At 43.9% G+C, this 14,096-nt stretch carries 6 protein-coding genes and 2 rRNA genes; all 8 read right to left on the bottom strand.

The window, feature by feature from the left end:
• Positions 1-53: 53 nt before the first annotated feature.
• The 8 genes from I858_RS00040 to dnaA all read right to left on the bottom strand — a co-directional run bounded on the left by I858_RS00040 (position 54) and on the right by dnaA (position 14,096).
• Positions 54-2,985, bottom strand: a 23S ribosomal RNA gene (locus I858_RS00040).
• A 209-nt stretch (positions 2,986-3,194) separates the two neighbouring features.
• A 16S ribosomal RNA gene (locus I858_RS00035) occupies positions 3,195-4,743 on the bottom strand.
• Together the 16S and 23S rRNA genes form the textbook arrangement of a ribosomal RNA operon.
• 650 nt (positions 4,744-5,393) lie before the next feature.
• The gene (gene gyrA, locus I858_RS00030) at positions 5,394-7,970 is read right to left on the bottom strand and encodes a DNA gyrase subunit A (RefSeq protein ID WP_049693539.1); all 2,577 of its coding nucleotides are present in this window, start codon (positions 7,968-7,970) and stop codon (positions 5,394-5,396) included.
• A gap of 30 nt (positions 7,971-8,000) precedes the next feature.
• Positions 8,001-9,923 (bottom strand): DNA topoisomerase (ATP-hydrolyzing) subunit B, encoded by a 1,923-nt coding sequence (gene gyrB, locus I858_RS00025; RefSeq protein WP_204249454.1) that lies wholly within the window; start codon positions 9,921-9,923, stop codon positions 8,001-8,003.
• 71 nt (positions 9,924-9,994) lie between these two features.
• Positions 9,995-11,107 (bottom strand): DNA replication/repair protein RecF, encoded by a 1,113-nt coding sequence (gene recF / locus I858_RS00020; RefSeq protein WP_049693541.1) that lies wholly within the window; start codon positions 11,105-11,107, stop codon positions 9,995-9,997.
• A complete protein-coding gene (gene yaaA / locus I858_RS00015) occupies positions 11,097-11,336 on the bottom strand; it encodes a S4 domain-containing protein YaaA (RefSeq protein WP_049693542.1) in 240 nt (79 codons plus the stop codon). Before yaaA ends, recF begins: the two co-directional genes overlap by 11 nt.
• 106 nt (positions 11,337-11,442) lie before the next feature.
• Positions 11,443-12,579 (bottom strand): DNA polymerase III subunit beta, encoded by a 1,137-nt coding sequence (dnaN, locus tag I858_RS00010; RefSeq protein WP_049693543.1) that lies wholly within the window; start codon positions 12,577-12,579, stop codon positions 11,443-11,445.
• A 173-nt stretch (positions 12,580-12,752) separates the two neighbouring features.
• Entirely contained in the window at positions 12,753-14,096 is a 1,344-nt protein-coding gene (dnaA, locus tag I858_RS00005) for a chromosomal replication initiator protein DnaA (protein ID WP_049693544.1), read from the bottom strand.

The following is a 14,096-nucleotide window of genomic DNA, read 5'->3' as shown; positions in this document are numbered from 1 at the left end:
AAACTGGATAAACGACAGATGAAACAAATCGTGCATGATTCGCGTACAGTTTGTTGGTTAAGTCCTCGATCGATTAGTATTCGTCAGCTGCACGTGTCGCCACGCTTCCACCTCGAACCTATCTACCTCATCGTCTTTGAGGGATCTTACTTGCTTGCGCAATGGGAAATCTCATCTTGAGGGGGGCTTCGTGCTTAGATGCTTTCAGCACTTATCCCGGCCACACATAGCTACCCAGCGATGCCCTTGGCAGAACAACTGGTACACCAGCGGTGTGTCCATCCCGGTCCTCTCGTACTAAGGACAGCTCCTCTCAAATTTCCTGCGCCCGCGACGGATAGGGACCGAACTGTCTCACGACGTTCTGAACCCAGCTCGCGTACCGCTTTAATGGGCGAACAGCCCAACCCTTGGGACCGACTACAGCCCCAGGATGCGATGAGCCGACATCGAGGTGCCAAACCTCCCCGTCGATGTGGACTCTTGGGGGAGATAAGCCTGTTATCCCCGGGGTAGCTTTTATCCGTTGAGCGATGGCCCTTCCATGCGGAACCACCGGATCACTAAGCCCGTCTTTCGACCCTGCTCGACATGTACGTCTCGCAGTCAAGCTCCCTTCTGCCTTTACACTCTGCGAATGATTTCCAACCATTCTGAGGGAACCTTTGGGCGCCTCCGTTACTCTTTAGGAGGCGACCGCCCCAGTCAAACTGCCCGCCTGACACTGTCTCCCAAGCCGATCAGGCTTGTGGGTTAGAATTTCAATACAACCAGGGTAGTATCCCACTGACGCCTCCGCCGAAGCTGGCGCTCCGGAATCTAAGGCTCCTACCTATTCTGTACAAGTTGCACCAAAATTCAATATCAGGCTACAGTAAAGCTCCACGGGGTCTTTCCGTCCTGTCGCGGGTAACCTGCATCTTCACAGGTACTATAATTTCACCGAGTCTCTCGTTGAGACAGTGCCCAGATCGTTACGCCTTTCGTGCGGGTCGGAACTTACCCGACAAGGAATTTCGCTACCTTAGGACCGTTATAGTTACGGCCGCCGTTTACTGGGGCTTCAATTCGCACCTTCGCTTGCGCTAAGCACTCCTCTTAACCTTCCAGCACCGGGCAGGCGTCAGCCCCTATACGTCACCTTACGGTTTTGCAGAGACCTGTGTTTTTGCTAAACAGTCGCCTGGGCCTATTCACTGCGGCTCTCTCGGGCTATTCACCCTACCAGAGCACCCCTTCTCCCGAAGTTACGGGGTCATTTTGCCGAGTTCCTTAACGAGAGTTCACTCGCTCACCTTAGAATTCTCTTCTCGCCTACCTGTGTCGGTTTGCGGTACGGGCACCTCCCGCCTCGCTAGAGGCTTTTCTTGGCAGTGTGAAATCAGGGACTCTGAGGTAAACCTCTTGCCATCACAGCTCAACGTATCAGGAATGGGATTTGCCTCATTCCACGCCTCACTGCTTGGACGTGCACAACCAACGGCACGCTCTCCTTATCCTTCTGCGTCCCCCCATTGCTCAAACGGCGGGGAGGTGGTACAGGAATATCAACCTGTTGTCCATCGTCTACGCCTATCGGCCTCGACTTAGGTCCCGACTAACCCTGAGCGGACGAGCCTTCCTCAGGAAACCTTAGGCATTCGGTGGACGGGATTCTCACCCGTCTTTCGTTACTCATACCGGCATTCTCACTTCTAAGCGCTCCACCAGTCCTTCCGGTCTGACTTCAACGCCCTTAGAACGCTCTCCTACCACGGATCTCCGAAGAGATCCATCCACAGCTTCGGTAATCCGTTTAGCCCCGGTACATTTTCGGCGCAGTGTCACTCGACCAGTGAGCTATTACGCACTCTTTAAATGATGGCTGCTTCTAAGCCAACATCCTGGTTGTCTAAGCAACGCCACATCCTTTTCCACTTAACGGATATTTGGGGACCTTAGCTGGTGGTCTGGGCTGTTTCCCTCTTGACTACGGATCTTATCACTCGCAGTCTGACTCCCAAGCATAAATCACTGGCATTCGGAGTTTGTCTGAATTCGGTAACCCGGGATGGGCCCCTAGTCCAAACAGTGCTCTACCTCCAGGATTCTCTATCTTGAGGCTAGCCCTAAAGCTATTTCGGAGAGAACCAGCTATCTCCAGGTTCGATTGGAATTTCTCCGCTACCCACACCTCATCCCCGCACTTTTCAACGTGCGTGGGTTCGGGCCTCCAGTAAGTGTTACCTTACCTTCACCCTGGACATGGGTAGATCACCTGGTTTCGGGTCTACAACTACATACTCTATCGCCCTATTCAGACTCGCTTTCGCTGCGGCTCCGCCTTCTCAGCTTAACCTTGCATGTAATCGTAACTCGCCGGTTCATTCTACAAAAGGCACGCCATCACCCATTAACGGGCTTTGACTACTTGTAGGCACACGGTTTCAGGATCTATTTCACTCCCCTTCCGGGGTGCTTTTCACCTTTCCCTCACGGTACTGGTTCACTATCGGTCACTAGGAAGTATTTAGCCTTGGGAGATGGTCCTCCCAGATTCCGACGGAATTTCACGTGTTCCGCCGTACTCAGGATCCACTCTGGAGGGGAAGGGTTTTCGGCTACGGGGCTGTTACCCGCTGTGGCGGACCGTTCCAGGTCGCTTCGCCTAATCCTTCCTTTTGTAACTCCGTATAGAGTGTCCTACAACCCCAAGAGGCAAGCCTCTTGGTTTGGGCTGATCCCGTTTCGCTCGCCGCTACTCAGGGAATCGCATTTGCTTTCTCTTCCTCCAGGTACTTAGATGTTTCAGTTCCCTGGGTCTGCCTTCTCATGTGCTATAGATTCACACATGGATCCTGTCCCATTAAAGACAGGGGGTTCCCCCATTCGGAAATCTCCGGATCATCGCTCACTTACAGCTCCCCGAAGCATATCGGTGTTAGTGCCGTCCTTCTTCGGCTCCTAGTGCCAAGGCATCCACCGTGCGCCCTTTCTAACTTAACCACTGGTTAATTAAAAAGTTGTGGCAACATGTGCCACGCGTACTTTGAATCCATGTTTCATTTGTTTCAATGTCGTTTTATCCAGTTTTCAAAGAACAAGTCTGAAAGTCACAAAAAAAGGCGTTGCCGCCTGAAGATGAACCTTCAAAACTGAACGCAAAACGTCAACCCCGGAGCGCCTAAGGCGCCCGGTTCCGAATTTATCCTTAGAAAGGAGGTGATCCAGCCGCACCTTCCGATACGGCTACCTTGTTACGACTTCACCCCAATCATCCGTCCCACCTTCGGCGGCTGGCTCCACAAGGGTTACCTCACCGACTTCGGGTGTTACAAACTCTCGTGGTGTGACGGGCGGTGTGTACAAGGCCCGGGAACGTATTCACCGTGGCATGCTGATCCACGATTACTAGCGATTCCGGCTTCATGCAGGCGAGTTGCAGCCTACAATCCGAACTGAGAACGGTTTTCTGGGATTAGCTCCCCCTCGCGGGTTGGCAACCCTTTGTACCGTCCATTGTAGCACGTGTGTAGCCCAGGTCATAAGGGGCATGATGATTTGACGTCATCCCCACCTTCCTCCGGTTTGTCACCGGCAGTCACCTTAGAGTGCCCAACTGAATGCTGGCAACTAAGATCAAGGGTTGCGCTCGTTGCGGGACTTAACCCAACATCTCACGACACGAGCTGACGACAACCATGCACCACCTGTCACCACTGTCCCCGAAGGGAAAAGTGTATCTCTACACCGAGCAGTGGGATGTCAAGACCTGGTAAGGTTCTTCGCGTTGCTTCGAATTAAACCACATGCTCCACCGCTTGTGCGGGCCCCCGTCAATTCCTTTGAGTTTCAGCCTTGCGGCCGTACTCCCCAGGCGGAGTGCTTAATGCGTTAGCTGCAGCACTAAGGGCGGAAACCCCCTAACACTTAGCACTCATCGTTTACGGCGTGGACTACCAGGGTATCTAATCCTGTTTGCTCCCCACGCTTTCGCGCCTCAGCGTCAGTTACAGACCAGAAAGTCGCCTTCGCCACTGGTGTTCCTCCACATCTCTACGCATTTCACCGCTACACATGGAATTCCACTTTCCTCTTCTGTACTCAAGTTCTCCAGTTTCCAATGACCCTCCACGGTTGAGCCGTGGGCTTTCACATCAGACTTAAAGAACCGCCTGCGCGCGCTTTACGCCCAATAATTCCGGACAACGCTTGCCACCTACGTATTACCGCGGCTGCTGGCACGTAGTTAGCCGTGGCTTTCTGGTGAGGTACCGTCAAGGTGCCAGTAGTTACTTGGCACTTGTTCTTCCCTCACAACAGAGTTTTACGATCCGAAAACCTTCGTCACTCACGCGGCGTTGCTCCGTCAGACTTTCGTCCATTGCGGAAGATTCCCTACTGCTGCCTCCCGTAGGAGTCTGGGCCGTGTCTCAGTCCCAGTGTGGCCGATCACCCTCTCAGGTCGGCTACGCATCGTTGCCTTGGTAGGCCATTACCCCACCAACTAGCTAATGCGCCGCGGGCCCATCCTGCAGTGACAGCCGAGACCGTCTTTCCGTGCAGCCTCAGGAGAGGCCGCAAACTATTCGGTATTAGCACCGGTTTCCCGGAGTTATCCCGATCTGCAGGGCAGGTTGCCCACGTGTTACTCACCCGTCCGCCGCTAAACCAAAGGAGCAAGCTCCAATGGTTCCGCTCGACTTGCATGTATTAGGCACGCCGCCAGCGTTCGTCCTGAGCCAGGATCAAACTCTCCATTATAGAGAACATTTGACTGCTCTAGTTGTTGCTGGCACCATCCGAAGATGGCTTGATCTACAAAATGCTGATCAGTAAATTTCCGTCACGCCCACCGAGATGAAAAACAACTTTGCTCTGATTGCCAAAGGCAACCTGCGCAAAAGCCGTGCTCGCACCGAGGTGCTCGTGACGTCTTTCGTTGACGTTTTGCTGTTCAGTTTTCAAGGTTCAAGTTGTTTTCATTTTTTGACGCGCTCATTGGCGACTCAATTAATATACCATGTGGTTATATAAGAGTCAACAGTTATTGCGAAAAAACTTTTATTTTCTTAAATACACTGTTTTACTCCCTTAATTTCTATTTCACAATGACTTACTTACGAAGAGATTCTTCTATACGAATAAAGCATACAAACCATCTTTGTGAATATTAATCAGGCAGACTTGTGGTCGCTCATCTTGCTGCGTAACACCCACTTGCTTCCTCGCTCTTCTCCATCAGTTCAATTGTGGTTGGTTCAACATACCTGATTTAGCTTTTAGCTTGAAGTTATTTTTCACGCTGTCTAAGGTCAAAGTCGTTTATCAAATAACTTTCTTATAGAAGCTTTCGTTTCTTTTTCATAAAAAAAAGCCCACTGATTTAAATCAGTGGGCACTACACTTATGTGTTATTCTTCGTCGTCTTCTGGAGTTTCTTCTACAGAATCAATTTTTTCATCTGCCACAATCTCATCAGCTTCGTAGACATCTGCTTGAGCACTTTCATCAATTAATGCATCTTCCCCTGCGATTTCTTCAAGATCTTCAGGTAGATCAACATCTTTTTTAACTTTAGCTACGGTTGCTACAATTTCATCGTCGCCCAGTCGGATCAAGCGAACGCCTTGTGTGCTTCTGCCTGTAGTTGAGATATCTTCAACATCCATCCGGATCAAGACGCCATTCACAGTGATTAGCATAATATCTTCTGTCCCATTAACAGTTCGTACTGCAACAAGTGGTCCATTTTTATCTGTAATTTGGCAAGTTTTGATGCCCATACCCCCACGAGATTGAACACGGTACTCAGATTCTTTTGTCTGTTTGCCGTATCCTTTCTCAGTGATGACCAAGACATTGTCGTTCGGATCTAAAATCTCCATACCGACTACCGCATCGCCTTCACGTAAACGAATGCCTCGAACGCCAGTAGCTGTTCGACCCATGCTACGAATATCCGTTTCAGGGAATCGAATTAACGCACCATTTCGTGTACCAATAACCATCTCTTTTGTGCCATCTGTTAATTTCACAGAAATCAATTCATCTTCTTCGCGAAGACTGATCGCAATCAAGCCGTTTTGACGGATATTGGCATAATTGGTAACAGGTGTTCGTTTGCTGACACCTTCACGTGTCGTGAAAAAGAAGAACGAATCTTCTTTAAATTCTTCGACACGAATAACAGCTGTGACTTTCTCTTCTTTGCTGATTTCTAAAAGGTTAACCAAAGGTAAGCCTTTAGCAGTCCGGCCGTACTCAGGAATTTGATAGCCTTTTTTACGGTACACTTTTCCTTTGTTTGTAAAAAACAAGATTGTATCATGCGTAGACGTGTACAATAAATGTTCAACAAAATCGTCTTCGTTTGTGCCCATTCCTTGGACGCCACGTCCACCACGTTTTTGGCTGCGGTATGTGTTCGCTGGTAAACGTTTGATGTAGCCGTTATGAGTCAGTGTTAACACAGTAGCTTCCACTGGAATCAAATCTTCATCTTCAAACATTTCTGCTCCACCGGTTGTGATTTCCGTTCTACGCTTATCGTTAAAGCGTTCTTTAATTTCTAGCATTTCTTCTTTAATAATTTCAATAATGCGGTATTCGTTTGCCAGAATGTCCCTCAATTCATCGATTAGTTTCACCAATGCTTGGTATTCTTCTTCGATTTTATCTCGTTCTAATCCAGTTAAACGTTGCAAACGCATATCCAAAATCGCTTGAGATTGGCGTTCCGTTAAATTAAAATCAGTCATTAAGCCATTGCGTGCTTGTTCTGCAGTTTGAGAACCACGAATCAACGCAATAATCGCATCAATATGGTCTAGTGCAATGCGCAGTCCTTCTAGAATATGCGCGCGGTCTTCTGCTTTCGTCAATTCAAATTGCGTACGACGACGAATGACTACTTTTTGATGTTCTAAGTAATGAAAAAGAATTTCTTTTAAGCTCAAAACTTTTGGATGACCATCTACAAGCGCCAACATATTAATACCAAAACTTGTTTGCATAGCTGTCTGTTTATATAAATTATTCAAAAGAACACTTGCACTGGCATCTCGACGAACTTCGATCACGATGCGCATGCCGTTACGATCAGACTCATCTCGTAAATCTGTAATTCCGTCAATTTTTTTATCGCGTACAAGTTCTGCGATTTTTTCAATCAATCGCGCTTTGTTAACTTGGAAAGGAATTTCATTAACAATGATAACTTCTTTGCCATTCGCTTTTGTTTCAATATCAACAACTGAACGAATCAACACAGAACCTTTACCTGTTTCATAAGCACGCCGAATCCCACTGCGGCCGAGAATAATACCACCGGTTGGAAAATCAGGACCTTCAACATATTCCATTAACTCTTCAGTCGTGATTGCAGGATTATCAGCTAACGCCAAAACCGCATCAATTGTTTCACCTAAATGATGAGGTGGAATGTTAGTAGCCATACCAACAGCAATCCCTGAAGTACCGTTAACTAAAAGATTCGGAAAGCGACTTGGTAATACAATCGGTTCTTTTTCTTGGCCATCGTAGTTATCACGGTAATCCACTGTGTTTTTATTTAAATCACGCAATAACTCCATAGAAATTTTAGACATTTTGGATTCTGTATAACGCATAGCTGCAGCTGAATCGCCATCGACTGACCCAAAGTTTCCGTGTCCATCTACAAGCATATAACGATAGCTGAAATCCTGCGCCATGCGAACCATAGTTTCATAAACTGCTGAGTCACCGTGAGGATGGTATTTACCAATCACATCTCCAACGATACGCGCTGATTTTTTATATCCTTTGTCTGCAGTAATTCCTAAATCATGCATTGCGTAAAGAATACGGCGATGGACAGGCTTTAATCCATCACGTACATCAGGTAAGGCACGGGACACAATAACGCTCATCGCATAATCTAAAAATGAAGTTCGCATTTCCGTACTTATATTTATTTCTTCAACACCACTGCTCGGCCGTTCAGCCATATCCGCAGCCTCCTCTCAACTCTATATCCTTTAAACGTCCAAGTTTTTAACGTATTTCGCGTTTTCTTCGATAAAGTTACGGCGTGGTTCCACATCGTCACCCATTAAAATATGGAAGGTTTCGTCTGCTACTATCGCGTCATTTAATGTGACTTGCAACAATGTTCGAACATCCGGATCCATTGTTGTATCCCATAACTGTGTTGCGTTCATTTCTCCAAGTCCTTTATACCGCTGAATATTTGGTTTCGGTGTTGGAGATAGACTTGCAAGCGCCGTTTGTAATTGTTCATCTGTATAGACATATTCTACATGTTTGCTTTGTTTGATTTGGAACAATGGTGGCTGGGCAATATAAATATAACCAGCTTCAAGCAATGGACGCATGTAACGGAAAAAGAACGTTAGTAGAAGTGTACGAATGTGCGCGCCATCAACATCTGCATCCGTCATAATAACGACTTTATGGTAACGGGCTTTTTCAAGATTAAATTCCTCGCCGATACCGGTACCCAGTGCTGTAATAATGTTGCGAATCTCCTCATTTGTAAGAATTCGATCCAGTCTGGCTTTTTCAACATTTAAGATTTTTCCACGCAACGGTAAAATCGCTTGGAAGTGACGATCACGACCAGATTTTGCTGATCCACCAGCTGAGTCACCTTCAACGATATAGATTTCACTAACTTTTGGATCGCGTGAAGAACAATCTGCTAGTTTACCCGGCAGACTTGATACTTCTAAAACTGATTTTCGACGTGTAAATTCACGTGCTTTTTTAGCAGCCATTCGTGCATGAGAAGCCATAATTCCTTTTTCAACGATTTTTTTCGACACCACAGGATTTTCTAATAAGAATCGTTCAAATCCACCCGAAAACAAATTATTGACGATAGTACTAACTTCCGTATTACCGAGTTTTGTTTTGGTTTGCCCTTCAAATTGTGGATCGGGGTGTTTAATAGAGATAATCGCAGTCAACCCTTCTCGCACATCGTCTCCAGTCAAATTAAGATCCTGATCTTTTAACATACTTTTCTTGCGAGCATAATCATTAACTACACGCGTTAAAGCTGTTTTAAACCCAGATTCATGCGTTCCACCTTCATGTGTATTAATATTATTCGCAAAAGAAAAAATATTTGCTGCATAGCCCGCATTGTATTGCATTGCTACTTCAACGGTAATACCTTCTCTTTCAGCTTCTACAAAAATAGCTTCTTCATGAAGTGGATCTTTTGATTTATTTAAATGTTCAACGTAGGATTTAATCCCACCTTCGAAATGATAAATCTTTTCTTTTTCTTGTCCTTCGCGTTCGTCTCTCGCAATGATTTTCAATCCACGGTTTAAATAAGCAAGTTCACGTAAGCGGTGATCTAAAAGATCAAATTCATACACCGTTGTTTCAGTGAAAATCTCTGTATCTGCTTTGAAACGAATTGTTGTCCCCGTATGACTTGAATCTCCAATCACTTTTAGTTCTTCAACCACTGCACCACGCTCAAATTTGATGTAATGCTTTTTTTCGTCACGATTAACATAGACTTCAGTCGTTTCAGATAAAGCGTTAACAACAGAAGCTCCCACTCCGTGAAGTCCACCCGATACTTTATAGCCGCCGCCGCCGAATTTGCCACCTGCATGCAATACCGTCATAATAACTTCAACTGCTGGACGTCCCATTTTTTCTTGCATACCAACAGGAATCCCACGCCCATTATCTTCTACACGAATCCAATTGTCTTGTTCAATAGTTACTTGAATTTCCGTGCAATGACCCGCTAATGCTTCATCTATACTATTATCAACAATTTCCCAAACTAAATGGTGTAAACCTCTTGCACCTGTAGACCCGATATACATTCCTGGTCTTTTACGAACAGCTTCCAATCCTTCTAACACTTGAATTTGACTCGCTTCATATGCTTCTTGTAAACCTTTTTCTTCCATAGCCATTCCATTCACCCGCTCTTTCTTACGCATTTCATAACGCTAGTTAGTCGCAACTCATTTTACCTTTTTTAGTTAACTACAGTGCCATTGAAAACTTCGAAAAGCCGTGCATTTTGAATTGTCTCGTGTTGGATCCCTTCAACACTCGTCGTCGTAACAAATGTCTGAACAGAGCCTTTAATCGTATTTAATAAATGTGATTGTCTATAATCGTCTAGTTCTGAAAGCACATCATCGAGCAACAACACGGGAGCTTCACCGACTTCTTGCTTGATCAATTCAATTTCGGCTAACTTTAACGACAAGGCAGTAGTTCGTTGTTGTCCTTGTGAACCATAAGTTTGAACATCGTAGCCGTTTACAAAAAATTGAAGTTCATCGCGGTGAGGCCCTACAAGAGTGACACCTCGCTCGATTTCTCTTTTGCGAACTTCAATCAGTTTTTGCTCTAAAAAAGACGCCATTTCTACAGGCGTCCATTCAGGCTTTAAACCACTGATTGGTTGATAGCGGATTTGAAGTTGTTCCAGCCCCCGGGAAATACCATGGTGGATGGGTTCAGCCCATTTCTGCAAAAGCTCCATAAACTGATAACGCTTACGGATAATTTTCACAGCCGCATCGATAAATTGTTCTGTATAAACATCAAACATAACGTCATTAATTGATTGTTTACCATAATGTTGTTTCAATATATGATTTCTTTGTTTAAGGAGTTTTTGGTAATTCACTAAATCATGCAAATAAACTGGAGAAATTTGTCCGATTTCCATGTCGATAAAACGTCTACGTACTTGTGGACTTCCTTTGACAAGATGCAGATCTTCAGGTGCAAACATTACAACATTTAATTGACCAACATAATCACTCAATCTGCGTTGTTCCAAATGATTAACTTTTGCTTTCTTACCTTTTTTCGACAGCGTAATTTCAAGAGGAAGTTTTCCGTATTTACGGTAAACGTCAGCTTTAATTTTACCATATTCGGCATTCCAGCGTATCATTTCCTTATCATTGGAAGTACGGTGTGATTTTGCCATAGACAAAACATAAAGAGATTCCATGATATTTGTCTTACCTTGTGCATTTTCTCCGATAAAAACGTTAATTTCTGGAGAAAAATCCAGTTCTAGTGATTCATAGTTTCGATAATTGACAAGCTCTAGGCGGTCAATCCGCATCGAAGCTCATGCCTTCAGCCGTCACGATACGAAACTCTCCAAACTCTGGAATATTTACAAGATCTGTTGGACGCAATTTACGTCCTCTACGATTTTCAGCTTCACCGTTTACAAAAACATCATGTTCACTTAGGAACCATTTAGCCATTCCACCTGAATTTATTGTATCTGTCATTTTTAACAATTGACCAAGTGTTATATATTCTGTCTCAATCCCAATTTCTTTCAAAATGCACTCATCCTTCGATTCATAGTCTATCCCTCTATTTTACCCTATTTTAGCTAAAAAGTAAAAAGGATAGCCTATAAGGCTATCCTGAGGGTATGTTTTATTTTTAATATGTTCGGACAGGAAGAATCAGCTGCAAAATTGAATCGTCTAAAGCTGATTTTAAGATAAATGGACGCATAGCTCCGGTGAATTGAATCACGACATCTTGTCCATCAATAGCTTTTAATGCGTCCATCATAAATTTAGCACTAAAAGAAATTTTCAATTCTTCTCCTTCAATACTTTGCGCTTGAAGTTGCTCTTCTACTTTTCCAACTTCAGGTGAATTCGAAGAAACTTCTACATCACTGCCTTCTTTTGCAGAAAAGCGGACAACGTTGTTTCGTTCTTCTCTAGCTAACAAAGATGCACGATCAATTGCTTGTAACAGTGAACGACCGTTAACAGTTACCGTCGTTTTGTATTCGGCAGGAATCAGTCGACTTGTATCTGGATAATTGCCTTCTAATAGACGAGAAAAGAAAAGAATGTGTTTTGATTTGAACAATACTTGCTGATTAGTCATGACAATTTCAACAGCTTCAGACGTGTCATCAAGAATTTTATTGAGCTCTGTTAAACTTTTCCCTGGAATTACTACGCTATATTCCCCTTCTGGCAATGTTTCGAGTTTCGTTTTACGACGAGCAAGACGGTGGCTATCTGTTGCCACGCAAACAAGTTCTCCATCTTTTACTTCCCAGTGAACTCCCGTTAATACAGGACGTGTTTCTGAGCTAGACACAGCAAAAACGGTTTCACGGTTAATCGTTTTTAGTAAATCTGCAGGAATTGTAAACAAACGATCATCTTGAATATCAGGTAATTGAGGGTAATCCACTGCATCTAAGCCGATTAAATGGAACTCGGATTTCCCAGAACGAATATGCGTTTGAAAATTTCCTGTAATTTCAATTTCAACATCATTTGTTGGTAACTTACGGATGATTTCACCAAACACTTTTGCTTGAAGAACAATACTTCCTCCATTAGTAACTTGAATGATTTGTTCACCGTTTTCTTCTGTTGGAATAAATGTTTGGATAGTGATGTCAGAATCACTACCTGTTAACCTCATTCCATCTAAAGTCACATCCATTTTAATTCCCGTTAAGATTGGAATGGTTGTTTTTGAACTTACTGCTTTCATTACATCGTTTAATCCTTCAACTAATCTTTCACGTTTTATCTCGAATTTCATTCTCGAACCTCGCTTATATATATATTTTACTTTAGGGCTTTTAAAGTAATAGTAGTAGTAGGGCCTGTGAATATGTGGATAAGCCTTAAAAAATCAATCAAAGCAGTTTATCCACATGTAGACAAGTTGTGCATAACTTACTTGATGATTTGTGCGTTTATCCACAAGTACACTTACTTGCCAAGTGCACTTTTGATGTCTTTGACGTCTTGCTGAAGTTGTTGATTGTCTTTTAACAGTTTAGAAATTTTATCGTGAGCGTGAATGACTGTAGTATGGTCACGTCCTCCGAATTCTTCTCCAATTTTAGGCAAAGAAAAATCAGTCATTTGACGTGACAAATACATTGCAACTTGTCGAGGATAGGCAATATCTTTTGTACGACGCTTTGTTTTGAAATCTTCTAATTTGACGTTGAATTGTTCACCAACAGCATTTTGAATGTCCAAAATTGTAATGATTTTCGGTTTTGAATTCGGCATAATGTCTTTTAACGCTTCAGCAGCTAATTCGGCACTCATGTCACGGTTGATCAAAGAAGAATAAGCGACCACACGAATCAAAGCTCCCTCAAGCTCACGAATATTCGAATCGATCGAATTCGCAATATACGTCATCACGTCATTTGGAATATCAAGTCCGTCTGCTTTTGCTTTTTTACGCAAGATAGCGATCCGTGTCTCCAAATCAGGTGGTGTAATATCTGTGATTAAGCCCCATTCAAAGCGGGAGCGAAGACGATCTTCTAATGTTGGAATTTCTTTTGGTGGTCGATCACTTGATATGATGATTTGTTTAGACTCTTCGTGAAGCGTATTGAACGTATGGAAAAATTCTTCTTGTGTTTGTTCTTTACCCGCCAAAAATTGAATATCATCAATCAAAAGAATGTCGACACTTCTATATTTGTCGCGGAATTCACCTGTTTTGTTGTCCCGAATTGAATTAATAAATTCGTTCGTAAATTTTTCCGAAGATAAATAAACGACTTTCGCGTTTGGATTGTGTTCTAGGACATAATGTCCAATTGCATGCATTAAATGCGTCTTGCCAAGTCCTACTCCCCCATAGATAAACAGCGGATTGTATGCTTTTGCTGGTGCTTCAGCCACTGCTAAAGAAGCAGCATGTGCAAAGCGATTTCCTGAACCAATTACAAATGTATCAAAAGTGTATTTTGGGTTCAGCATGCCAGGCAAAAACTCGTGCTGCTGGTCTTGTCCCGGTTTGATACGCGGCGCAGGGAGTTGAAAATCATCCATATCCTGATCTTTAGGCACGACAAATCTAATCATCATATCATCACCAGTAGAATCTGATAGAATTCCTGTAATCAAGTGCACGTAATGGTTTTCCAACCAATCACGAGCAAACGAATTAGGTGCTGAAATGGTGACCGTATCATCTTGATAGGATAAAAGTTTTGTCGATTTTAACCACGTTTCAAAACTCGGTTTGGAGATTTTGGTTTCAACTTGGGCTAAGACACTTGACCATAATTCGTCTAAGTGTTCCAA

Source organism: Planococcus versutus, assembly GCF_001186155.3.
Taxonomy (GTDB): Bacteria; Bacillota; Bacilli; order Bacillales_A; family Planococcaceae; genus Planococcus; species Planococcus versutus.
Note: the sequence above shows the minus strand (reverse complement) of the source record. Positions and strands in the feature narration are given on the sequence as shown.